This window comes from Pseudomonas sp. WP18, assembly GCF_036689585.1.
GTDB lineage: Bacteria > Pseudomonadota > Gammaproteobacteria > Pseudomonadales > Pseudomonadaceae > Aquipseudomonas > Aquipseudomonas chlororaphis_E.
This window is the reverse complement of the sequence record NZ_CP144758.1, coordinates 375,950-399,170: the sequence shown is the minus strand read 5'-3', so window position 1 is coordinate 399,170 and position 23,221 is coordinate 375,950. Positions and strand designations below refer to the sequence as shown.

Genomic DNA, 23,221 nt, shown 5'->3' with positions numbered 1-23,221 from the left:
CAAAAGAGGTCCCGATGACCATCAGCGATGCACTACACCGCTTGCTACTCGACAACCTCACCACCGCGACCATCCTGCTCGACGCCGAATTGCGCCTCGAGTACATGAACCCGGCGGCGGAAATGCTGCTGGCTGTCAGCGGCCAGCGCAGCCATGGGCAGTTCATCAGCGAGTTGTTCACCGAATCGGCCGAAGCGCTCAATTCCCTGCGCCAGGCGGTGGAGCAGGCACACCCGTTCACCAAGCGCGAGGCAATGCTGACCGCACTGACCGGCCAGACCCTGACCGTGGACTACGCGGTCACCCCGATCCTGAATAACGGCGCCACCCTGTTGCTGCTGGAAGTCCATCCCCGTGATCGCCTGCTGCGCATCACCAAGGAAGAGGCCCAGTTATCCAAGCAGGAAACCAGCAAGATGCTGGTGCGCGGCCTCGCCCACGAGATCAAGAACCCTCTCGGCGGCATTCGTGGCGCCGCGCAATTGCTGGCCCGGGAACTGCCGGAAGAAAGCCTCAAGGACTACACCAACGTCATCATCGAGGAAGCCGACCGCCTGCGAAACCTGGTGGACCGCATGCTCGGCTCGAACAAGCTGCCGTCCCTGGCGATGTGCAACGTCCACGAAGTGCTGGAGCGCGTCAGCAGCCTGGTGGAAGCCGAAGCCCAGGGCTGCATCACTTTGGTGCGCGACTACGACCCGAGCATTCCCGACGTCCTGATCGACCGCGAGCAGATGATCCAGGCGGTGCTGAACATCGTGCGCAACGCGATGCAGGCCATCGGCAGCCAGAACGAACTGCGCCTGGGCCGCATCACCCTGCGCACCCGCGCCATGCGCCAGTTCACCATCGGCCATGTGCGCCACCGCCTGGTGACCAAGATCGAGATCATCGACAACGGCCCGGGCATCCCTGCTGAACTGCAGGAAACCATCTTCTTTCCCATGGTCAGCGGCCGCCCGGACGGTACCGGACTGGGCCTGGCCATTACCCAGAACATCATCAGTCAGCATCAGGGCTTGATCGAGTGTGAGAGCCACCCCGGCCACACCACCTTCTCGATCTTCCTGCCACTGGAACAAGGAGCCACATCGACATGAGCCGTAGTGAAACTGTGTGGATCGTCGATGACGACCGTTCTATCCGTTGGGTCCTGGAAAAAGCCTTGCAACAGGAAGGCATGACCACCCAGAGCTTCGACAGCGCCGACGGGGTGATGAGTCGCCTGGCGCGTCAGCAACCGGACGTCATCATCTCCGACATCCGCATGCCGGGCGCCAGTGGCCTCGACCTGTTGGCGCGCATCCGTGAACAACACCCACGGCTGCCGGTGATCATCATGACCGCCCACTCGGACCTGGACAGCGCAGTGGCGTCCTACCAGGGCGGCGCCTTCGAATACCTGCCCAAACCGTTCGACGTCGATGAAGCCGTCTCGCTGGTCAAGCGCGCCAACCAGCACGCCCAGGAGCAGCAAGGCCTGGAAGAGGTGCCGGCCCTGGCCCGCACCCCGGAAATCATCGGCGAAGCACCGGCGATGCAGGAAGTGTTTCGCGCCATCGGGCGCCTGAGCCACTCCAACATCACCGTGTTGATCAACGGCGAATCCGGTACCGGTAAAGAACTGGTGGCCCACGCATTGCACCGCCACAGCCCACGGGCCGCGTCGCCGTTCATTGCCTTGAACATGGCGGCGATTCCCAAGGACCTGATGGAATCGGAGCTGTTCGGCCACGAGAAAGGCGCGTTCACCGGCGCGGCCAACCTGCGGCGCGGACGCTTCGAGCAGGCCGACGGCGGCACCTTGTTCCTCGATGAAATCGGCGACATGCCGGCCGACACCCAGACTCGCCTGCTGCGGGTGCTGGCCGATGGCGAGTTCTATCGGGTGGGCGGGCATACGCCGGTCAAGGTGGACGTGCGCATCATCGCCGCGACCCACCAGAACCTGGAAACCCTGGTCCACGCCGGCAAGTTCCGCGAAGACCTGTTCCACCGCCTGAATGTGATTCGCATCCATATCCCGCGCCTGGCGGACCGTCGCGAAGACATCCCGACACTGGCCCGGCACTTCCTCAGCCGCGCCGCCCAGGAGCTGGCGGTGGAGCCCAAGCTGCTCAAGAGCGAAACCGAGGAATACCTCAAGAACCTGCCGTGGCCCGGCAACGTGCGCCAGCTGGAAAACACCTGCCGCTGGATCACGGTCATGGCGTCCGGTCGCGAAGTGCATATCAGCGACCTGCCACCGGAACTGTTGAGCCTGCCACAAGATTCGGCCCCGGTGACCAACTGGGAACAGGCCTTGCGCCAATGGGCAGACCAGGCCCTGGCCCGCGGTCAGTCCAACCTGCTGGACAGCGCCGTCCCGAGTTTCGAACGCATCATGATCGAAACCGCCCTCAAGCACACCGCCGGCCGCCGCCGCGACGCCGCGGTACTGCTGGGCTGGGGCCGCAACACCCTGACCCGCAAGATCAAGGAACTGGGGATGAAGGTTGATGGCGGGGATGATGATGAAGGGGATGAGGGCTGAGCAGCCTTAACCCAGCTTAAAACCCATGTGGGAGCGGGCTTGCTCGCGAAAGCGGTATATCAGCCAATTAAATGCTGGCTGACATGCCGCCTTCGCGGGCAAGCCCGCTCCCACAAGTCACGCTGCAGCGCCTGTCGCATGAGCTCGCCGGTTGAAATCCTTCAGTTGCGTGCACCACACCAATGCACCACGAACCGCAACTGCGCGCGTCATACCAGCCCAGGCCGATCGATTCACCTCGAAAAAACCCGCCATAAAAAAGCAAAAGCCCCGGAATACGGGGCTTTGCGTCTCATCAGCAGTTTTTTTGTGACAAACCATTAAAGCTGGCACGCGCCCTGCAATAACTTCATCACTACCCAGTTTCGGGGACCTTGGTACAGGCAGGCCGGGGATTCCCCATTTTCTACCGGGCTCGATGAGCCCACCGTTTTGGGGGCCTTGATACAGGCAGGTCAAGGTTTCCCTTCTTTACACCCTGGGCTGACGCTTGCAGTCGCCCTCCCGTTTTGGGGACCCTGGTACAGGCAGGCCGGGGATTCCCTCTTTTATTGCTCCTGGAGACGGACCTCCAGCCGCCAGCGATCATCCACTTCGCCGCCGGCCCACTCCCCGCGCAACGGTCGCGCCGCCACCAACGTCAGCAACAAGCCCTTGTCGCTCAAGCGCACCCGCCAGTTCACATCCTTGCCATTGAGCTTGAGCTGGCCATTCTGCGACCTTCCCTCGGCTTCGAACAGCAGCGCTACCGAACCGTCGATGACTTCGCCGTGCAGTTTCGGCTCACTGTCGAACCAGGCCACCAACGCCCCCTCGCTCACCTCGATTCGTTGCAGCACATTCGGCTCGGGCGTGGTCAGGCGCCCGATCATCAGCCCGACCATCATGCCGAAAATCGCCAGGGAACCCATCACCCGAGGCATTAGCTTCGAACGTCGATCGGTTTGCGGCGTAGAATGCTGCTCATCTTTATCTGCGGAGCCGTGCATGTTTTACGTCATCCTTTTTCAACCGGAAATTCCGCCGAATACCGGCAATGTCATCAGGCTGTGCGCCAACAGTGGCTGCCACCTGCATCTGATCGAACCGCTGGGCTTCGAAATGGACGACAAGCGCCTGCGCCGCGCCGGCCTCGACTACCACGAGTATGCCACCTTGCAGCGCCACGCCGACCTTGCCAGTTGTCTGGAAAGCCTGGGGCATCCACGCCTGTTCGCCTTCACCACCAAGGGGTCGCGGCCCTTCCATGACGCCCGGTTCGTGGCCGGCGATGCCTTCCTGTTCGGGCCCGAAAGCCGTGGCCTGCCCGCCGACGTGCTCGACGCCCTGCCATCGGACCAACGCCTGCGCCTGCCGATGCGCGAAGGCTGTCGCAGCCTGAACCTGTCCAACACCGTGGCGGTGGCGGTCTATGAGGCTTGGCGGCAGAATGGCTTTCAATAGCCCCCATAACAAATGTGGGAGCGGGCTTGCTCGCGAAAGCGGAGTGTCAGGCAACATTGATGTCAACTGACACACTGCTTTCGCGAGCAAGCCCGCTCCCACATTGGACTTGCGTCGACCGACTTACTGAACGGTCGCGCCTTCTTGCTGCATGCGCTGCAGTTCTTGCGCGTACAGGGCATCGAAGTTCACCGGTGCCAGCATCAGGGCCGGGAACGAACCGCGAGTCACCAGGCTGTCCAGGGTTTCACGGGCGTACGGGAACAGAATGTTCGGGCAGAACGCGCCCAGGGTGTGGCTCATGGACGCTGCATCGAGGTTCTTGATCAGGAAGATCCCGGCCTGTTGCACCTCGGCGATGAACGCCACTTCTTCACCGTTCTTCACGGTCACCGACAGGGTCAGCACCACTTCATGGAAGTCGTCTTCCAGGGCTTTCTGACGGGTGTTCAGGTCCAGGCCGACGCTCGGTTCCCACTGCTGGCGAAAGATCGCCGGGCTTTTCGGGGCTTCAAAGGACAGGTCGCGGACATAAATGCGCTGCAAGGAGAATTGCGGTGCGGCTTCTTCTTCGCTGGCAGCTGTGTTTTGTTGGTCAGTCATCGCAGATCCTTCTTACTTTCAGGTTCTTGAGTAGGGAATTCAGGCCTTGAGCATCGCGTCGAGCTTGCCGGCGCGCTCCAGGGCGAACAGATCATCACAACCGCCCACGTGGGTGCTGCCGATCCAGATCTGCGGGACGGACGTACGCCCAGCCTTCCGGGACATTTCGGCGCGCAGTTGCGGCTTGCCGTCGACCTTGATCTCTTCGAACGCCACCCCTTTGTTCTGGAGCAGGAACTTGGCTCGCGAGCAATAAGGGCAGTAATCGCTGGAATAGACAACGACGTGGGTCATCTCACTTCACCAGGGGCAAGTTGTCGGCTTTCCAACTGGCCACGCCGCCGGAGAGCTTGGCCGCGGTGAAGCCGGACTTCATCAGTTCACGGGCATGGGTGCCGGCGTGCTGGCCCTGGGCATCGACCAGGATGATGGTCTTGGCCTTGTGTTTTTCCAGCTCGCCGATACGTGCGATCAGTTTGTCCTGGGGGATGTTCACCGCCCCGACAATGTGACCGGTGGCGTATTCCTTGCTCGGACGGATATCCACCACCACGCCGGCATCCTTGTTGACCAGCGCGGTCAGCTCGCCAGTGCTCAGGCTGCGCCCGCCGCCCTGCATCGTGTGGGCCACCAGCAATGCCAGCAGTACGACGAAGATACCGACGAGAATGTAGTGGTTAGTGGCAAATTCAATCAGGTGAGCAACCATCGAAGGAGGTTCCAGGGCGTTAAAATGTCGGCCAGTATACACAGCACGCAAGGCCGGCCAAACCCCGCCCGGCGGTGACGCCACCGGAACTTACCTTTAAACTGCTCGTCCCTTTTGCATCGTCTTCTTTTAACCGCCACGAGTGGATTCCATGACTACCACGCCTAAACCTTTGGTCCTGATGATTCTCGACGGCTTCGGTCACAGTGACAGCCACGAATCCAACGCCGTGTATTCGGCCAAAAAGCCTGTCCTGGACCGTCTGTGGGCCACCGTGCCGAACGGCCTGATTTCCGGCAGCGGCATGGACGTCGGCCTGCCGGACGGGCAGATGGGCAACTCCGAAGTCGGCCACATGAACCTCGGCGCAGGCCGCGTGGTGTATCAGGACTTCACCCGCGTGACCAAGTCGATTCGCGACGGCGAGTTCTTCGAGAACCCGACCATCTGCGCGGCCGTGGATAAAGCCGTGGCCGCCGGCAAGGCCGTACACCTCATGGGCCTGCTGTCGGACGGTGGCGTGCACAGCCACCAGGACCACCTGGTTGCCATGGCCGAACTGGCCTTCAAGCGCGGCGCCGAGAAGATCTACCTGCACGCATTCCTCGATGGCCGCGACACCCCGCCGAAAAGCGCCGCCTCCTCGATCGAATTGCTGGACGCCACCTTCCAGGCCCTGGGCAAAGGCCGCATCGCCAGCCTCGTCGGCCGCTACTACGCCATGGACCGCGACAACCGTTGGGACCGCGTCTCCCAGGCCTACAACCTGATCGTCGACGGCCAGGCCGAGTTCAGCGCCGCCACCGCCCAGGAAGGCCTGAACGCCGCCTACGAGCGCGGCGAAAGCGACGAGTTCGTCAAGGCCACCACCATCGGTGAACCGGTCAAGGTCGAAGACGGCGACGCCGTGGTGTTCATGAACTTCCGTGCCGACCGGGCTCGCGAGCTGACCCGCGTGTTTGTCGAAGACGACTTCAAGGAATTCGAACGCGCCCGCCAGCCAAAACTGGCCGGCTTCGTGATGCTGACCCAATATGCCGCCAGCATCCCGGCCCCGTCGGCCTTCGCCGCCGGCAGCCTGGAAAACGTGCTCGGCGACTACCTGGCGAAAAACGGCAAGACCCAGCTGCGCATCGCCGAAACCGAGAAGTACGCCCACGTGACGTTCTTTTTCTCGGGCGGGCGCGAAGAGCCCTTCCCGGGCGAAGAACGCATCCTGATCCCCTCACCGAAAGTCGCCACCTACGACCTGCAGCCGGAGATGAGCGCCCCCGAAGTGACCGACCGCATCGTCGATGCCATTGAAAACCAGCGTTACGACGTGATCGTGGTCAACTACGCCAACGGCGACATGGTCGGCCACAGCGGCGTGTTCGAGGCGGCGGTCAAGGCCGTGGAATGCCTGGACACCTGCGTGGGTCGCATCGTCGAGGCCCTGGAAAAGGTCGGCGGCGAAGCACTGATCACCGCCGACCACGGCAACGTCGAACAGATGTCCGACGAATCCACCGGCCAGGCCCACACGGCCCACACCACTGAGCCGGTGCCGTTCATCTATGTCGGCAAGCGTGACCTCAAGGTCCGCGAAGGCGGCGTGCTGGCTGACGTGGCACCGACCATGCTGATGCTGCTGGGCATGGAAAAACCGGCGGAGATGACCGGGACTTCGATTCTGGTGTGACGACACGTAGTCACGGAGCATTGGCTTGTTGTGGCGAGGGAGCTTGCTCCCACCCGATGGCGCAGCCATCGCAGGGGCCCTGGCTTGCTCAACTGTCGAGGGGCTGCTTCGCAGCCCAGCGGGAGCAAGCTCCCTCGCCACGGCAGGCTGGCGGCTTTCAGTGTTTTGCCGGCCAGTTATCACACAGCCCCAAATGGGCGTTTTTTTTGCCGCGTGGGGCGGGCATACTAGGCCGTCCCTTTCCCTGGTATCACCCGCCTCTATGCTTCGCGTCCTGATAGCCCTCGTTCTGACCTGCCTGCTCCAACCGGCCTTTGCCGACGAGCGCGCGCAAACCCAACAACAGTTGGAGGCCACGCGCCAGGACATTGCCGAGCTGAAGAAACTGCTGGGCAAGCTGCAGGAAGAGAAATCCAGCGTCCAGAAAGACCTGCGCGGCACCGAGACCGAGATGGGCAAGCTGGAGAAGCAGGTGGACGCCCTGCAGAAAGAGCTGAAGAAAAGCGAATCCGAGCTGCAGCGACTCGATGGTGAGAAAAAAAAACTCCAGAGCGCGCGCACTGAACAGCAACACCTGATCGCCATCCAGGCCCGCGCCGCCTACCAGAACGGCCGCCAGGAGTACCTCAAGCTGCTGCTCAACCAGCAGAACCCCGAGAAATTCGCCCGCACGCTCACCTATTACGATTACCTGAGCCAGGCCCGCCTGGAGCAACTGAAGAACTTCAACGAAACCCTGCGCCAGCTCGCCAACGTCGAGAAGGACATCGAATTGCAGCAGGCCCAGTTGCTGGTACAGAAAAGCAGCCTCGACAGCCAGCGCGATGAACTCGACAAGGTTCGCAAGGAACGCCAGGTGGCCCTGGCCAAGCTCAATGACGATGTGAAGGCCCGCGACAGCAAGCTCAAGGCCCGTGAACAAGACCAGGCCGAGCTGGCAAACGTACTCAAGACCATCGAGGAAACCCTGGCCCGCCAGGCGCGAGAGGCAGAGCAAGCGCGGCAGCAAGCGCTGATCGCCCAGCAGGAAGCCGAAAAAAAGCGCTTGCGTGAGGCCGAGGCGGACTCGGACGAGGCGCCCCGCAAGGCGACCAAATCCAGCCCCGGCGCGCTGGTTTCCAGTGACGGTGAAACCTTCGGCGGCGCATTTGCTTCGGCGCGCGGCAAACTTCCATGGCCGGTCAATGGTCGATTACTGGCACGCTTTGGTGAAACCCGTGGCGACGACACCCGCACCAAGTGGGATGGGGTGATGATCAGCGCTTCCGCCGGCAGCCAGGTGCACGCCGTGCATGGCGGGCGCGTGGTGTTCGCCGATTGGCTGCGCGGCGCCGGCCTGCTGGTGATCCTGGATCACGGCAACGGGTACCTGAGTCTGTATGGCCACAACCAGACGCTGCTCAAGTCGGCGGGGGATGTGGTCAAGGCCGGCGAGTCCATCTCCACGGTCGGCAACAGTGGTGGGCAGGATACGCCAGCCCTGTATTTCGCTATTCGTCAGCAGGGTCGCCCCAGTGACCCGGCCCAATGGTGTCGTGCGCAAGGATAAGCGCACCCATCCACTTAAGGAGTTCGTTCGACATGCTGCATTTGTCCCGTCTCACCTCGCTGGCCCTGACGATCGCCCTCGTGATCGGCGCGCCCCTGGCTTTCGCCGCTGAACCGGCCCCCTCGGCCCCCGCCACCACGGCGGCGACCACCAAGGCGCCGTTGCCGCTGGACGAGCTGCGCACGTTTGCCGAAGTCATGGACCGGATCAAGGCCGCCTATGTCGAGCCGGTGGACGACAAGATGCTGCTGGAGAACGCCATCAAGGGCATGCTCAGCAACCTGGACCCGCACTCGGCCTACCTGGGGCCGGAAGATTTTGCCGAGCTGCAGGAAAGCACCAGCGGCGAGTTCGGCGGCCTGGGCATCGAGGTCGGCAGCGAAGACGGCTTCGTCAAAGTGGTCTCGCCAATCGACGACACGCCCGCCTCCAAGGCTGGCATCCAGGCGGGCGACTTCATCGTCAAGATCAACGGCCAGCCGACCCGCGGCCAGAGCATGACCGAAGCCGTGGACAAAATGCGCGGCAAGATCGGCCAGAAGATCACCCTGACCCTGGTGCGCGACGGCGGCACGCCGTTCGACGTGACCCTCACGCGGGCGGTCATCCAGGTCAAGAGCGTGAAGAGCCAGTTGCTGGAGTCGGGCTACGGCTATATCCGTATCACCCAGTTCCAGGTCAAGACTGGCGAAGAAGTCGCCAAGGCCCTGGCCAAGCTGCGCAAGGACAACGGCAAGAAACTCAACGGCCTGGTCCTGGACCTGCGCAACAACCCCGGCGGCGTGCTGCAATCGGCGGTGGAAGTGGTGGATCACTTCATCACCAAGGGCCTGATCGTCTACACCAAGGGCCGCATCGCCAACTCCGAGCTGCGCTTCTCGGCCACCGGCAACGACCTGAGCGACGCCGTGCCACTGGTGGTGTTGATCAACGGCGGCAGCGCCTCGGCGTCGGAGATCGTCGCCGGTGCCCTGCAGGACCAGAAACGCGGCGTGGTCATGGGCACCACCAGTTTCGGCAAGGGCTCGGTGCAGACCGTGCTGCCACTGAACAATGATCGCGCCCTGAAGATCACCACCGCGCTGTACTTCACCCCCAACGGCCGCTCCATCCAGGCCCAGGGCATCGTTCCGGACATCGAGGTGCGCAAGGCCAAGATCACCAACGAGCAGGACAGCGAATACTTCAAGGAAGCCGACCTGCAAGGCCACCTGGGCAACGGCAACGGTGGCGCCGACAAACCGACCGGCTCCGGTGCCAAGGCCAAGCCGATGCCGCAGGATGACGATTATCAGTTAGCCCAGGCCCTGAGCCTGCTCAAAGGACTGAACATCACCTCCGGCCGCTGAGATGCGCCGGCGCTTGATCCTCGGCCTGGTGTGCTGCCTGGCGAGCGTTGCCTTTGCCGCGCCCGCCACGCCCGCCGCTTCACCGCACAAGGCCTACCTGAGCCTGATCATCGACGACCTGGGGCAGAACCTGCCCCGGGATCGCCAGGTACTGGCCCTCCCCGGCCCTGTCACCGCCGCGATCATGCCCGACACGCCCCATGCCGCCGAATTCGCCCGCGAAGCCCATCGCGCCGGCAAGCTCGTGATGTTGCACATGCCCATGGACCCCGCCACCGGGCCGTTCGCCTGGCATCCGGACCTGCCCATCGAAGAGCTCGGCAAACGCCTCGACGCCGCCTTCGCGGCCGTGCCCTACACCAGCGGGATCAACAACCACATGGGCAGCCGCATGACCGCCCAACCCCAGGCCATGGCGTGGCTGATGGCGAACCTGCAGCAGCGGCACAAGTTTTTCGTCGACAGCCGCACCAGCGCCCAGACCGTCGCGGCCGCCGAGGCGCAGAAGATCGGCCTGGCCAGTGTGTCACGGGATGTATTCCTCGATGACGAGCGCACGGAAACTGCCATCGCCCACCAGCTCCAGACCGCCATCGACCTGGCCCGACGCCAGGGCTCGGCGGTGATGATCGGCCATCCCTACCCGCAGACCCTGGCCGTGCTCGAACGCGAACTGCCACGGCTCAAAGGCCAAGGCATCGAATGGATCGACATCAAGTCGATGATCAGCCTGCGCAGCAACCGGGCGATGGCCGGGCATGGGAAGGATGGGCTCTACCGATAGCGGTAGCCGCGACGCCGCCATCGCGAGCAAGCTCGCTCCCACAACGGTTCTGCATCGGGCACAAGATTGGCGTTCACAGCAGACCCCCTGTGGGAGCGAGCTTGCTCGCGATGACGGCGACACATTCAACATCTCTACAAGCTGACCCACCGCTTTCGCGAGCAAGCCCGCTCCCACAGGTTTGTTCCAGCGGTCAGAGATACCGTGCCATGATCGCGTCGACCGCTCCTTCCCGGCGCAACTCATCCAGGGCTTTCTGTAGCCGCGCGACCACCTCGTCAGGCACGTTCTTGTTCAACGCCAGGTACAGCTCGGCGCTGTTGAAACGCAGCACAGTCTTGAGGTCGCTCACACCTTCCTGGCGGGCCAGGTAGCGGCCGGCCGGGTCGCCGGTGGCCCACAGGTCGATCTGACCGTTGACCAGCTTCCTCGCGTTGTCCTGGTCACGCAGCACCACAATGGGATTCAGCCCCTGCTTGCCCAGGGTTTCGGCAATGGCGTCGCCCTTGTAGGCGCCGATCCGGTATTTGCGCGCCTGCTCCAAGGAGTCGAGGGCAATCGTGCTGTCCGCCTTGGCGAGCATGATCCAGTCGTCCGGGCCGATGGGGCCGACCCATTTGAACAGCTTTTCACGTTCCGGCAGCCGCGCCATGACGAAGACGCCGTAGCCGGGATTCTCCAGGGCGAGCTTATAGATCCGCTCCCAGGGGAAACGCAGCGTCAGGCTGTAGGTGATGTCGGCGCGTTTGAAAATCTCGCGGACGATGTCCACGGCAATGCCCTGGATGTTCTCGTCCTGAGCGAAGTTCTTGCCGTTCTTGGCCATGTTGTACGGGGGGAAGTTTTCCGTCAGCAGCACCAGCGAGGTGTCGGCGGCGCGGGCCGTGCCTGCAAGCAGCAAAGTGGCGCCGGCAAGGGCAAGAACAAGGCGTTTGAGCATGTATAGTGGCCTGTGTGGCTAATTCGTGCACTCAAGTTCGGCGCCAGTGCTCGCCAAGCTGCGTTGCCATTCCTCGCCGTAGCTGGGCTACGACTCGTCATGGCGCCTTGCCTGGCAAGTCCTGGCACTCGAACTTGAGCACCCGAATTAACCGTACAGGCCACTAGCTACCGCAATCCATGGTGTGCCCAAGAGTGCCTTGGGCCCGCCATGGTGTCCAGCGGTCAGCGAATGCAGATACCGCGCTGTGCCATGTAGGCCTTGGCCTCCGGCACCGTGTATTCGCCAAAGTGGAAGATGCTCGCCGCCAGCACCGCGCTGGCGTGGCCTTCCAGGATGCCATCGGCCAGGTGTTGCAGGTTGCCGACACCGCCGGAGGCGATCACGGGAATGCCCAGGGCATCGCTGATGGCACGGGTCACGCCCAGGTCGAAGCCGTTCTTCATGCCGTCCTGGTCCATGCTGGTCAGCAGGATCTCACCGGCACCAAGGCCCTCCATCTTCCTGGCCCACTCAACGGCATCCAGGCCGGTGGGCTTGCGGCCGCCGTGGGTGAAGATTTCCCAGCGCGGGGTTTCGCCCGGACCGGACACCTTCTTCGCGTCGATGGCGACGACGATGCACTGCGAGCCGAAATGCTGGGCCGCTTCGCCGACGAACTCCGGGTTGAACACCGCCGCCGTGTTGATGGACACCTTGTCCGCCCCGGCGTTGAGCAGGTTGCGGATATCCTGCACGGTGCGCACGCCACCGCCCACGGTCAGCGGGATGAACACCTGGCTGGCCATGCGCTCGACGGTATGCAAGGTGGTGTCGCGGCCGTCGACGCTGGCGGTGATGTCGAGGAAGGTGATCTCGTCCGCACCCTGTTCGTCGTAGCGACGGGCGATTTCCACCGGGTCGCCGGCATCACGGATGTTCTCGAACTTGACGCCCTTGACCACTCGGCCGTTGTCCACGTCCAGGCAAGGGATGATGCGTTTGGCCAGCGCCATGGTCAGTCCTCAGCCTTTGTAGGCGTCGCAGAAGGCCTGGGCCTCGGCGACATCCAGGGTGCCTTCGTAGATCGCGCGACCGGTGATCGCCCCGATGATGCCCGGCGCCTTGGCGTCGAGCAGTGTCTTGATGTCGCCCAGGTTGTGGATACCGCCGGAGGCGATGACCGGGATTTTCGTGGCCGCCGCCAGGGCCGCCGTGAACGGCACGTTGCAGCCCTGCATCATGCCGTCCTTGGCGATGTCGGTGTAGACGATGGCCGACACGCCGTCGGCTTCGAAACGCTTGGCCAGGTCGATCACCTGCACAGTGCTGACTTCAGCCCAACCGTCGGTGGCGACAAAACCGTCCTTGGCATCCAGGCCCACGATGACCTTGCCCGGGAACGCGCGGCAGGCTTCGGCGACGAATTCGGGCTCCTTCACGGCCTTGGTGCCGATGATCACGTAGCTCACGCCAGCCTTGACGTAGTGCTCGATGGTTTCCAGGGAGCGAATGCCGCCGCCGATCTGGATCGGCAGGTTCGGATAGCGCTTGGCAATGGCGGTCACCACTTCGCCATTGACCGGCTGGCCTTCGAAGGCGCCGTTCAGGTCCACCAGATGCAGGCGCCGGCAGCCGCCCTCCACCCACTTGGCGGCCATGCTCACCGGGTCATCGGAGAACACCGTGGAATCTTCCATCCGGCCCTGGCGCAGACGTACGCAAGCGCCGTCCTTGAGATCGATAGCGGGGATAATCAGCATCTGGCAAACCTTCAAATACGAATATTCAGCTTGGCTCGAAAATCAGTTTTTCTCGAGCGCCCACAAGTCGCTTTCAATGCTTTCGAACCTTTCTTTAAGGTGCGCCTGCACATCGAAAATCGCCCTGTTGTAATAGTGCGGAGCAATTTCGCGGGTAAACAGCTCAAGAATTTCCGCCGCCTCGAACGAACCCAGGTCCAGTTCGAAACGCTCCTCCATGAACCGCTGGATCTTGCGGTTCGCCTCACTCTCCTGTTCAGGCGTGAGGGTGAGGATCGGCGGTTTCTTGCGCGCCATTACCAACGGCCGTCCCACGCCGCGAAGTTCTGCAACAGTTGCAGGCCATGGGTATGGCTCTTTTCGGGGTGAAACTGCACGGCGAATCGCGAGCCGTCGGCCAGCGCCGCGGCGAAGTCGACGCCATAGTGACCGCTGCCCACCACCTGCCGGGCATTGCCGGCCGCGATGTAGTAGCTGTGCACGAAATAGAAGCGCGCCAGGTCCGGGATGCTGTGCCACAGCGGGTGGTCCACCGTCTGCTTCACTTCGTTCCAGCCCATGTGCGGGACCTTCAGGTGCTCGCCGTCTTCATGCAGGCCCTTGCCAAAGAACTTCACCTGGCCCGGGAACAGGGAGATGCAATCGACGCCGTCGTTCTCTTCGCTGCGTTCGAGCAAGGCCTGCATGCCCACGCAGATGCCGAGGAACGGACGGTCCTGACTGACTTCGTGCACCAGCTTGTCGAAGCCCAGACGACGGATCTCGGCCATGCAATCGCGAATCGCGCCCACGCCAGGGAAGACCACCCGGTCGGCTTCGCGAATCACATCGGCGTCACTGGTGATCAGCACCTTGCCGGCACCCACGTGTTCGAGGGCCTTGGCCACCGAGTGCAGGTTGCCCATGCCGTAATCGATAACCGCGACCGTCTGCATTACAGGACGCCCTTGGTCGAAGGCATCTGCCCGGCCATGCGGTCATCGAGCTCCACGGCCATGCGCAGTGCGCGGCCGAACGCCTTGAACACGGTCTCGATCTGGTGGTGGGTGTTGTGCCCGCGCAGGTTGTCGATGTGCAGCGTCACGTTGGCGTGGTTGACGAAACCCTGGAAAAACTCCTGGAACAGGTCGACGTCGAAGCCGCCGACGGTGGCACGGGTATACGGCACGTGCATCTGTAGGCCAGGACGGCCGGAGAAGTCGATGACCACTCGCGACAGCGCTTCATCGAGCGGGACATAGGCGTGGCCGTAGCGACGGATGCCTTTTTTGTCGCCGATGGCTTGGGTGAACGCTTGCCCCAGGGTGATACCGACGTCTTCCACCGTGTGGTGGTCGTCGATATGCAGGTCGCCCTTGCTGACGATGTCCAGGTCGATCAGCCCGTGACGGGCGATCTGGTCCAGCATGTGCTCAAGAAAAGGCACGCCGATATCAAACCGGGCCTTTCCGGTGCCATCCAGGTTGATCGAGGCTTTGATCTGGGTTTCCAGAGTGTCGCGCTCGACAGACGCCTTACGTTCGGCCATCACCAGCTCCGCAAAATCATTGGGCGAAAAAGGCAGCCATTATAGGGGCGTGAGCGGCAAACAGAAACACGGGAGGTGATATCGCTGACGGGTTGTTGCCCGTCCTGTCGGGGTTAGACATGTCCATACAAGCCATGGACGCAAATGTTTGCCATCACCCAGACACAAATGTGGGAGCGGGCTTGCCCGCGAAGAGGGTGTGTCAGTAAACATAAATGCTTCTGACCCACCGCCTTCGCGGGCAAGCCCGCTCCCACAAAGATCGACTTTACCTTGAAGGTTCAGACAACCCTCTTAGTGGAACAACACTGCCGTCTTCTGCAGGGTCACCCAAACACCCCACGCCAACGGAATGCCCACCACCAGCCAGGCGGCGAGCGCCAGCAGCTTGGTGCCTGGTGCAGCTTTCCATTCCAGCGAAGTGGTGCTGTCGGCGCCCTTGTCATGACCCAGCGCCTGTTCGGCGGCCAGCTCGGCGTCGGTCATGAAGTACTTGTCGGCGACCGGGCGAACCATCAGGTTGCACAGGAAGCCCAGCACCAGCAGGCCGGCGAGGATGTACAGGGTGATGTCGTAGGCCGCGGCACGTTCAACGCCGATGCTCAACTGATACTCACGCAGGTAGTTCACCAGCACCGGGCCCAGCACGCCGGCAGCGGCCCAGGCGGTCAACAGGCGACCATGGATCGCGCCGACCATTTGCGTACCGAACAGGTCCGCCAGGTAGGCCGGCACGGTGGCGAAACCACCGCCGTACATCGACAGGATGATGCAGAACGCCGCCACGAACAGCGCGATGTTGCCCAGGTGGCCCAGGTTCGGGATCAGCGCATACAAGGCAAAGCCCAGGGCGAAGAACACGAAATAGGTGTTCTTGCGACCCAGGTAATCCGAGAACGATGCCCAGAAGAACCGGCCGCCGATGTTGAACAGGCTCAACAGACCGGTGAAACCGGCGGCGATGGCCGCGATCTGGGCCAGTTGGCCAGCGTCCAGTTGACCAAACGGCAGGTCGTTGCCGAGCAGTTTGCCGCCGAACACTTCCTGCAACAGGGGCGACGCCATGCCCAGGATGCCGATACCGGCGGAGACGTTCAGGCACAGCACCAGCCATACCAGACGGAACTGAGGGGTTTTCCAGGCCACGTTCACGTGCACGTGACGATGGGTGATCATCGCGTTCGCGGCTTTCTTCGGTGCCGGGGTCCAGCCTTCAGGCTTCCAGCCGGTCGGCGGCACGCGGTACGACAGGGCGCCACCGATCATGAACACGAAGTAGATCGCGGCCATGACCAGGAAGCTCTGCCACACGCCCACGCCGGTTGGCGAAGCGAAATGGTTCATCAGCGCCGCGGCCAGTGGTGCACCCACCATCGCACCGCCACCAAAGCCCATGATCGCCATGCCGGTCGCCATGCCGCGCTTGTCCGGGAACCACTTGATCAGCGTGGACACGGGGGAGATGTAGCCCAGGCCCAGGCCGATACCACCGATTACCCCGGAACCGACCCACATCAGCCAGATCTGATGGGTATAGATACCCAACGCGGAAATCAGCAGGCCACCGCACCAGCACAATGCCGACACGACGCCGGCCTTGCGTGGACCGGCGTGTTCCAGCCAGCCACCCCAGATGGCTGCCGAGCAACCCAGGAAGATGAAGAACAGGGTGTAGATCCAGCCGAGCATCGAGATCGGCCAGTCGCATTGGGACGAGAAGACTTGCGAGATGAAGCTCATGTCCGGCGCACAGGCCACCGGTTTGGTGATACCCAGGGCCTTGGACAGTGGCAACCAGAACACCGAGAAGCCATAGGCCATGCCGATGCACAGGTGGATGGCCAGCGCGGCCGGTGGAACCAGCCAACGGTTGAAACCGGGCTTGGCGATGATGCGTTCCTTGGAGAGGAACGCAGGCTGGTCGGCAACGCCGCCGGCCGTGATGCTCGTGCTCATTGTGTATCCCCCAATTATTAGAATGGTTCACCAGCCACGCATCACCCTCAGCCTTCATTGCACGCAGGCATGGCTGTATTTTCTGGTGAAGCTCCATAGTAGTGCGACATCAAGTCGCAGAAGGACGGCGAACGGACGAAAGGTTACCACTTGCAGGTGACAGAAAAACCAAAGTGACATCACCTTTTTCATGTCATCTGTCTTATCGCGCCGATGCCAGGTTTCTGTAGGGGGCTAACCATTTATTTTTTTTCACGCCCCTTCTTGAGGGGCTGGGGCGCCGGGCGTCACCCATGATCGGCCAACGCGCCGTCACTCACGGCGTTATACTCCCAGGCTAAATTTTGAACTCAACCTATAAGGATTCGCCCATGAAAGCGTTCGGCAAAATCCTGGGTCTGGTACTTCTCGGGCTGTTGCTGATCATTGTGGCCCTGGGCTTCGCCCTGACCCACCTCTTCGATCCCAACGACTACAAGGAAGAAATCCGCCAGATAGCCCGCGACAAAGCCCACATTGAGCTGACCCTCAATGGCGACATCGGCTGGAGCCTGTTTCCATGGCTGGGTCTGGAACTGCACGAGGCCAGCGTGGCGACCCTGGCCAACCCGACACAACCGTTCGCCGACCTGCAGATGCTTGGCCTGTCGGTGCGGGTGATGCCACTGCTGCGCCGCGAAGTGCAGATGAGCGACGTGCGGGTCGAAGGCCTGAACCTGCGCCTGAACCGCGACAAAAACGGCCACGGCAACTGGGAAGACATCGGCAAGGCGCCTGCCACGACGACAGCGAGCGCGCCGACTCCGGCACCGACCGAACAGCCGTCGACGCCGGCCAGCACCACGCCCGAAAAACCGGCCCAGCCGACCCGCCTGGACATCGACAGCCTGACCGTGAACAACGCCCGGGTCGAGTACACCGATGAGCAGACCGGCAAGCAATTCACTGCCGAAAGCATCCAGCTGAGCACCGGCGCGGTCCACGACTCGACCAACATCCCGGTCACTCTCACCGCGTTCCTGTCCAGCAACCAGCCGGCCGTGCGCGTGCGCACCGAGGTCACCGGCGAGCTGCGTTTCGAACGCGCCCTGCAGCGCTACAAGTTCGAAGACCTGAAACTGTCCGGCGAAGTCACAGGCGACCCCTTGCAGGGCAAGACCCTGAACTTTGCCGCCCAAGGCCAACTGTTCCTCGACAAGGCAGCGAACGTTGCCGAGTGGACCGGCATCAAGCTGTCGCTCAACCAACTGCGCGCCCTGGGCGAACTGAAGGTCAACGACCTCGACAAGACCCCGCAGCTCAATGGCGGCCTGTCGATTGCCCAGTTCGACCTGGCGAAGTTCGTCGACAGCGTCGGGCAGAAACTGCCGGCCATGGCCGAAGGCAGCTTGAGCAAGGTCGAACTGGTCAGCCGTGTCGCCGGCACGCCGACCAGTGTCGAGTTCAACAATATCAACCTGAAAGTCGACGACAGCAGCTTCAGCGGCCGCATTGCCGTGGAGGATTTCGCCAAGCAATCCCTGCGTGCACAGCTCAAGGCCGACACGTTCAACGTCGACCGCTACCTGCCGCCCAAATCCGCCGAGGCCGACAGTTCCAAGGCCGCCCGCGAAGCCGAAGTCAGCAGCACCGAGGCCAGTGCCATGGCGGGCGCCGGCACCACTCCGCTGCCGAATGCACCGACCCAGGGCGCCTGGAGCAACGACCGGCTGTTTCCGGTGGAACGCCTGGGCAAGCTGGACCTCGACGCCGACCTGACCTTCGGCCAACTGACCCTCGACAAGCTGCCGATCCAGAACGCCACACTCAAGGCCACAGGCCTGGGCGGGCTGCTGACCTTGGAGAACCTGCGTGGCGATCTGTACAACGGCAGCTTCGAGGCCAAGGGCACCCTGGACGTGCGCCAGCCGACGCCACAATTGAACCTGCAAACCCGCATCAACCGGGTGCCGGCCGAGAAGATCATCGAAAGCCAGGGCAAGGCTGCGCCCGTCAAGGGGCTGGTGACGCTCAACAGCGCGGTGACCGCCAGCGGCAACAGCCAGAAAGCCCTGATCGAGAGCCTCAACGGCAACGCCGGATTCGTCATCAACGATGGCGTGCTGCTCAATGCCAATCTCGAACAGCAGCTGTGCAAGGGCATCGCCACCCTCAATCGCAAGGCGCTCAGCGGCGAGCCCCGGGGCAAGGACACGCCGTTCCAGCAGCTCAACGGCAACCTGACGTTCCACAACGGCGTGGCCAGCAACCCCGACCTGAAGGTGCGCATCCCCGGCATGACGGTCAACGGCAACGGCGATATCGACCTGCGGGTGCTGGGCATGGACTATCGCGTCGGGATCATCGTCGAAGGCGACAAGAGCGACATGCCCGACCCGGCCTGCCAGGTCAACGAGCGCTATGTCGACATCGAATGGCCGTTGCGCTGCCGTGGCCCGCTGGAACTGGGCGCCAAGGCATGCCGCCTGGACAGCGAAGGGATGGGCAAGGTCGCGGCGAAACTGGCCGGTGACCGCCTCGAAGACAAGATCGACGAAAAGCTGGGCGACAAAGTCAGCCCCGAGGTGAAAAACGCGCTCAAGGGGCTGTTCAAGCGATGACCGCCGAGCAATTTTCCAGCGCCGTGCTGGACTGGTTCGACCGCCACGGACGCCACGACCTGCCCTGGCAACAGGGCATCACGCCGTATCGGGTGTGGGTGTCGGAGATCATGCTGCAGCAGACCCAGGTCAGCACCGTACTCGGTTACTTCGACCGCTTCATGGCCTCGCTGCCCACGGTCCAGGCCCTGGCCGCCGCGCCGGAAGATGAAGTCCTGCACCTGTGGACCGGGCTGGGCTACTACACCCGTGCGCGCAACCTGCAGAAAACCGCGAAGATCGTCGTCGACCAGTATGGGGGCGAGTTTCCCCGGGATGTGGAGAAACTGACCGAGTTGCCGGGCATCGGCCTGTCCACTGCTGGCGCCATCGCCAGTATCAGCATGGGCCTGCGCGCGCCGATCCTCGATGGCAACGTCAAGCGGGTGCTGGCGCGCTTCACCGCCCAGGAAGGTTACCCAGGCGAACCCAAGGTGGCGAAACAGCTCTGGGCCACCGCCGAGCGCTTCACGCCGCAGGACCGGGTCAACGCCTACACCCAGGCGATGATGGACCTGGGAGCCACCCTCTGTACTCGCAGCAAGCCCAGTTGCCTGCTCTGCCCACTGAAAAAGGGCTGCGAAGCGCACATGCTGGGCCTGGAAACTCGCTACCCGATACCCAAGCCACGCAAAGAGGTGCCCAAGAAACGCACCTTGATGCCGATGCTGGCCAACCATGAAGGCGCGATCCTGCTTTACCGTCGTCCTTCCACCGGCCTGTGGGGCGGCCTGTGGAGCCTGCCGGAACTCGACGACCTCGATGATTTGCAACATTTGGCCCTGCAACACTCGCTGGAGCTGGGCAACCAGCAGCAATTGCCGAGCCTGGTGCACACTTTCAGCCATTTCCAGCTGGCCATCGAGCCGTGGCTGGTCCAGGTCCGGGAAACCGGCCATCACGTGGCCGAGGCCGACTGGCTCTGGTATAACCTCGCCACCCCGCCGCGCCTGGGCCTCGCCGCTCCGGTCAAGACCTTGCTCGAACGCGCGGCCGCCGTATTGAACGCAGGAGAGTTGCAATGACCCGCACCATCATGTGCCGCAAGTACAAAGAAGAACTCGAAGGCCTGGAACGTGCGCCGTTCCCGGGCGCCAAGGGCCAGGACATCTACGACCACGTCTCGGCCAAGGCCTGGGGCGACTGGCAAAAACACCAGACCCTGCTGATCAACGAAAAACGCCTGAACATGATGAACGCTGAAGACCGCAAGTACCTTCAGGGCGAAATGGACAAGTTCTTTTCCGGCGAAGATTACGCCAAGGCCGAAGGCTACGTACCGCCGTCCGAATAAGCTGTAGCGACCGGGGGCGAATCGTAAGCGACGGTAATAATTAAATATTTTTTGATAACGTGCTTGACGCCCCCCTGAAAAACCCGTTTAATGCGCCCCGTTGCCCAGATAGCTCAGTCGGTAGAGCAGGGGATTGAAAATCCCCGTGTCGGCGGTTCGATTCCGTCTCTGGGCACCAAATACCGAAAACCCCGATCAAGTGATTGATCGGGGTTTTTTATTGCCTGGGGTTTCTTCCCCCCACCCAACCGACTCCGTTACATTCGACCCTCGTCATTCCACCTCCCCCAATAAACGAGTCGACATGGACATCACCGGCATCCCCTTTGGCACCACCGATTGGTCAACCATCGAACCCACCGTACACAAAGGCGTTACCGGAACGGCGTATTGGCGCACCCGGCAGTTCGGGAACATCCGGGTGCGGATGGTGGAGTACACGGCGGGCTACCTGGCTGATCACTGGTGCACCAAGGGCCATATCCTGTTTTGCCTGAAAGGCGAGTTGAACACCGAACTGGAGGACGGCCGGCAATTTGTGCTCAAGCCCGGCATGAGCTACCAGGTGGCCGATCAGGCCGAACCGCATCGTTCTTCCACCGCCCAAGGTGCCACGCTGTTCGTGGTGGATTGATTCGAAGCGAGCGCCTCGAAGCTGTAGCATGGGCAGCCTTATTTTTACGTCAGGAGCCCGGCCCATGGCATCGGTGAACAAGCAGCAAAAGCGCACCCAGCGCGCCAAGGCGAAAGCCAAGAAGAACCGCATCCAGCGTGCCGCGGCACCAAACGACTTTCTGGACCCGAACGATGAGCGCATCGACCTGGAGACGGTAGACCTGTCGGAACTGTTCGAATCCATGCGCGCCGCCGAAAAGGTCAGCCAGCAGGCCATGTGCTCGGTCTTCCTGGCGCATCCGTTGCTGGCCCTCGTCCTGGAGCAGGAGGGCGAGGAAGAAGCCACTGACTTCATCTTTACCGCGCTGATCGAATACCGGCGCCTGACCACCGGTGTCGATGAGCAAGCGGCCCTGGACTGGGTCGAAAGCCCGCAATTCCAGGCTGACTATGTCGCCGCCTCCCAGGCGCTGACGCAGCATCCTGATTAATTTCGCGCCTGGTCAATGAGAGGCTGTTCACGCCGGGTGGGCAGCCTCTTCGTCACGTATTCGCCTCTATTGGTGTGCCTACAGCTTTCTCGGATAGGTCCTACATGTCGGCGACACGTGGCCTAGCCAGTCCTCAAATCGGTCTGGCGTGACTCCCACTCTTTTCCTCCCGATCAATCAGCTTCGTCCGGCATCATCGAAACGCCGCGTGGCGCATCCTTTCGGTCCGCCCACTCCTTTGGCAGACATTCGATGAGCTCCCTTCTCCCCCAGGATGACCCGACACTGGCCCCACTGATCAGCGAGCTGGGTGACCTGATCCGGCAGGCACGACAGAAGGTGCTGCGCGCCGTTGATACCCTTCAAGTGCAAACCTGCTGGCAGATCGGCCGGCATATCGTCGAGTTCGAACAGGGCGGTGCCGAGCGGGCTGCTTATGGCGCGCGATTGCTGCCGACATTGGCCATCGAGCTTACGACGAAGTTCGGAAAAGGGTTTGATGAAAGAAATTTGCGGCACATGCGCGACTTTTATCAGACATTCCAAATTTGGAACGCAGTGCGTACCGAATTAAGCTGGACCCACTACCGCACGCTCCTGCGCGTAGAAAACGACGCAGCTCGCCAGTGGTACATGCACGAAGCCACCACACAAGGCTGGTCAACCCGGGCCCTGGAGCGTCAGATCGGTACCTTCTACTACGAACGCCTGCTGGCAAGCCGTGACCAGCCTGCGGTGAAAGAGGAAGCGGCGGCCAAGCTCAAGGAGATTGACCTGGGCCCCAGGGACATTGTCAGAGACCCTGTCGTCCTGGAGTTCCTAGGGCTGCCGAATGCCGGCACCTTGTTGGAAACCAACCTGGAACAGGCCTTGATCGACCAACTACAAGGCTTTCTCCTTGAGCTGGGCAAGGGCTTCGCCTTCGTTGCGCGCCAACAGCGCATCAGCACCGAAAGCAAGGACTTCTACCTGGACCTGGTGTTCTACAACTACCTGCTCAAGTGCTTCGTGATTGTCGACCTCAAGCGCGGTGAGCTGAGCCATCAGGACATCGGGCAAATGGACATGTACGTGCGCCTCTATGACGAGCTGAAGCGCGGGCCCGGCGACAAACCCACCGTCGGCATCATCCTCTGCGCCCAGAAGGACGAATCCGTGGTGCGCTACTCCGTCTTGCACGGTAACGAACAGCTGTTTGCCAGCCAGTATCAGCTCGTCCTTCCATCGGAAGAAGAATTGCGCCAGGCCCTGGATCGCGAGCGGGCGCGGCTTGAAGAAGCCAACCGCCAGACGGGCGATAAAAGCGGATAACCCTTTCAGAAATCCTGTGTACCATTGACGCGGATTTTTTTCCGTAACACGCCA

At 62.2% G+C, this 23,221-nt stretch carries 24 protein-coding genes and 1 tRNA gene; 14 read left to right on the top strand and 11 right to left on the bottom strand.

Annotation, left to right across the window (positions count from 1 at the left end; all coding sequences use genetic code 11):
* The first annotated feature begins 14 nt into the window (after positions 1–14).
* Together glnL and ntrC are read left to right on the top strand one after the other, a co-directional pair.
* Positions 15–1,100, top strand: a complete 1,086-nt coding sequence (gene glnL, locus V5F23_RS01730) for a nitrogen regulation protein NR(II) (RefSeq protein ID WP_042731316.1) — start codon at positions 15–17, stop codon at positions 1,098–1,100.
* A complete protein-coding gene (ntrC, locus tag V5F23_RS01725; protein ID WP_042731317.1) occupies positions 1,097–2,533 on the top strand; it encodes a nitrogen regulation protein NR(I) in 1,437 nt (478 codons plus the stop codon). The genes glnL and ntrC overlap by 4 nt, the downstream gene beginning before the upstream one ends.
* Before the next feature lie 548 nt (positions 2,534–3,081).
* On the opposite strand, the gene V5F23_RS01720 is transcribed toward ntrC, so the two are convergent.
* Positions 3,082–3,522, bottom strand: coding sequence for a hypothetical protein (locus V5F23_RS01720; RefSeq protein WP_080964290.1), 441 nt, complete (start codon positions 3,520–3,522; stop codon positions 3,082–3,084).
* Between V5F23_RS01720 and V5F23_RS01715 the strand changes: the two genes are divergently transcribed.
* On the top strand, positions 3,521–3,976 hold the full coding sequence (locus V5F23_RS01715; protein ID WP_338497390.1) for a tRNA (cytidine(34)-2'-O)-methyltransferase: 456 nt from the start codon (positions 3,521–3,523) through the stop codon (positions 3,974–3,976). The genes V5F23_RS01720 and V5F23_RS01715 overlap by 2 nt on opposite strands.
* Positions 3,977–4,099: 123 nt before the next feature.
* Here V5F23_RS01715 and secB read toward each other — a convergent pair whose 3' ends face one another.
* Genes secB through V5F23_RS01700 form a run of 3 tightly spaced genes read right to left on the bottom strand, consistent with a single transcriptional unit; the run spans position 4,100 to position 5,288 of the window.
* Positions 4,100–4,579, bottom strand: coding sequence for a protein-export chaperone SecB (gene secB / locus V5F23_RS01710; RefSeq protein WP_042728163.1), 480 nt, complete (start codon positions 4,577–4,579; stop codon positions 4,100–4,102).
* Between the two features lie 39 nt (positions 4,580–4,618).
* Positions 4,619–4,873, bottom strand: coding sequence for a glutaredoxin 3 (gene grxC, locus V5F23_RS01705; protein ID WP_042728162.1), 255 nt, complete (start codon positions 4,871–4,873; stop codon positions 4,619–4,621).
* 1 nt (position 4,874) lies between these two features.
* The gene (locus V5F23_RS01700; RefSeq protein ID WP_042728161.1) at positions 4,875–5,288 is read right to left on the bottom strand and encodes a rhodanese-like domain-containing protein; all 414 of its coding nucleotides are present in this window, start codon (positions 5,286–5,288) and stop codon (positions 4,875–4,877) included.
* A gap of 151 nt (positions 5,289–5,439) precedes the next feature.
* On the opposite strand from V5F23_RS01700, the gene gpmI reads away from it, so the two are divergent.
* The 4 genes from gpmI (at position 5,440) to V5F23_RS01680 (ending at position 10,651) form a co-directional block, all read left to right on the top strand.
* Positions 5,440–6,969, top strand: coding sequence for a 2,3-bisphosphoglycerate-independent phosphoglycerate mutase (gpmI, locus tag V5F23_RS01695; RefSeq protein ID WP_042728160.1), 1,530 nt, complete (start codon positions 5,440–5,442; stop codon positions 6,967–6,969).
* Positions 6,970–7,231: 262 nt separating this feature from the next.
* On the top strand, positions 7,232–8,518 hold the full coding sequence (locus V5F23_RS01690; RefSeq protein ID WP_047736166.1) for a murein hydrolase activator EnvC: 1,287 nt from the start codon (positions 7,232–7,234) through the stop codon (positions 8,516–8,518).
* A gap of 32 nt (positions 8,519–8,550) precedes the next feature.
* Positions 8,551–9,867, top strand: coding sequence for a S41 family peptidase (locus V5F23_RS01685; RefSeq protein ID WP_042728158.1), 1,317 nt, complete (start codon positions 8,551–8,553; stop codon positions 9,865–9,867).
* 1 nt (position 9,868) lies between these two features.
* Positions 9,869–10,651: a divergent polysaccharide deacetylase family protein gene (locus tag V5F23_RS01680; protein WP_042728157.1), complete on the top strand. Its 783-nt coding sequence runs from the start codon at positions 9,869–9,871 to the stop codon at positions 10,649–10,651.
* A gap of 193 nt (positions 10,652–10,844) precedes the next feature.
* Here the strand turns inward: V5F23_RS01680 and V5F23_RS01675 are convergent, their stop codons facing one another.
* From V5F23_RS01675 to V5F23_RS01645, 7 genes are all read right to left on the bottom strand, one after another.
* Positions 10,845–11,591 carry an ABC transporter substrate-binding protein gene (locus tag V5F23_RS01675; RefSeq protein WP_042728156.1) on the bottom strand — a complete coding sequence of 249 codons (747 nt, stop codon included), beginning with the start codon at positions 11,589–11,591 and terminating at the stop codon, positions 10,845–10,847.
* Positions 11,592–11,815: 224 nt separating this feature from the next.
* Positions 11,816–12,586, bottom strand: coding sequence for an imidazole glycerol phosphate synthase subunit HisF (hisF, locus tag V5F23_RS01670; RefSeq protein WP_042728155.1), 771 nt, complete (start codon positions 12,584–12,586; stop codon positions 11,816–11,818).
* A 9-nt stretch (positions 12,587–12,595) separates the two neighbouring features.
* Entirely contained in the window at positions 12,596–13,333 is a 738-nt protein-coding gene (gene hisA / locus V5F23_RS01665) for a 1-(5-phosphoribosyl)-5-[(5-phosphoribosylamino)methylideneamino]imidazole-4-carboxamide isomerase (RefSeq protein WP_047736169.1), read from the bottom strand.
* A 42-nt stretch (positions 13,334–13,375) separates the two neighbouring features.
* Complete coding sequence (locus V5F23_RS01660; protein ID WP_042728153.1) at positions 13,376–13,630, bottom strand: DUF2164 domain-containing protein; 255 nt, start codon at positions 13,628–13,630, stop codon at positions 13,376–13,378.
* The gene (hisH, locus tag V5F23_RS01655; protein WP_212803287.1) at positions 13,630–14,268 is read right to left on the bottom strand and encodes an imidazole glycerol phosphate synthase subunit HisH; all 639 of its coding nucleotides are present in this window, start codon (positions 14,266–14,268) and stop codon (positions 13,630–13,632) included. Before hisH ends, V5F23_RS01660 begins: the two co-directional genes overlap by 1 nt.
* Complete coding sequence (gene hisB / locus V5F23_RS01650; protein WP_024778052.1) at positions 14,268–14,861, bottom strand: imidazoleglycerol-phosphate dehydratase HisB; 594 nt, start codon at positions 14,859–14,861, stop codon at positions 14,268–14,270. Before hisB ends, hisH begins: the two co-directional genes overlap by 1 nt.
* 294 nt (positions 14,862–15,155) lie before the next feature.
* Entirely contained in the window at positions 15,156–16,817 is a 1,662-nt protein-coding gene (locus V5F23_RS01645) for an OFA family MFS transporter (protein ID WP_042728152.1), read from the bottom strand.
* A 371-nt stretch (positions 16,818–17,188) separates the two neighbouring features.
* On the opposite strand from V5F23_RS01645, the gene V5F23_RS01640 reads away from it, so the two are divergent.
* The 7 genes from V5F23_RS01640 to V5F23_RS01610 all read left to right on the top strand — a co-directional run bounded on the left by V5F23_RS01640 (position 17,189) and on the right by V5F23_RS01610 (position 23,167).
* Positions 17,189–19,417, top strand: coding sequence for an AsmA family protein (locus V5F23_RS01640; protein WP_338497389.1), 2,229 nt, complete (start codon positions 17,189–17,191; stop codon positions 19,415–19,417).
* Positions 19,414–20,481 (top strand): A/G-specific adenine glycosylase, encoded by a 1,068-nt coding sequence (mutY, locus tag V5F23_RS01635; RefSeq protein ID WP_042728150.1) that lies wholly within the window; start codon positions 19,414–19,416, stop codon positions 20,479–20,481. Before V5F23_RS01640 ends, mutY begins: the two co-directional genes overlap by 4 nt.
* A complete protein-coding gene (locus V5F23_RS01630; protein WP_042728149.1) occupies positions 20,478–20,750 on the top strand; it encodes an oxidative damage protection protein in 273 nt (90 codons plus the stop codon). Before mutY ends, V5F23_RS01630 begins: the two co-directional genes overlap by 4 nt.
* 102 nt (positions 20,751–20,852) lie before the next feature.
* Positions 20,853–20,928 (top strand) — tRNA-Phe (locus V5F23_RS01625).
* Positions 20,929–21,054: 126 nt separating this feature from the next.
* The gene (locus tag V5F23_RS01620) at positions 21,055–21,384 is read left to right on the top strand and encodes a DHCW motif cupin fold protein (protein ID WP_042728148.1); all 330 of its coding nucleotides are present in this window, start codon (positions 21,055–21,057) and stop codon (positions 21,382–21,384) included.
* Between the two features lie 64 nt (positions 21,385–21,448).
* Complete coding sequence (locus V5F23_RS01615; RefSeq protein ID WP_042728147.1) at positions 21,449–21,856, top strand: hypothetical protein; 408 nt, start codon at positions 21,449–21,451, stop codon at positions 21,854–21,856.
* 252 nt (positions 21,857–22,108) lie between these two features.
* Positions 22,109–23,167: a PDDEXK nuclease domain-containing protein gene (locus tag V5F23_RS01610; protein WP_047736174.1), complete on the top strand. Its 1,059-nt coding sequence runs from the start codon at positions 22,109–22,111 to the stop codon at positions 23,165–23,167.
* Positions 23,168–23,221 lie beyond the last annotated feature (54 nt).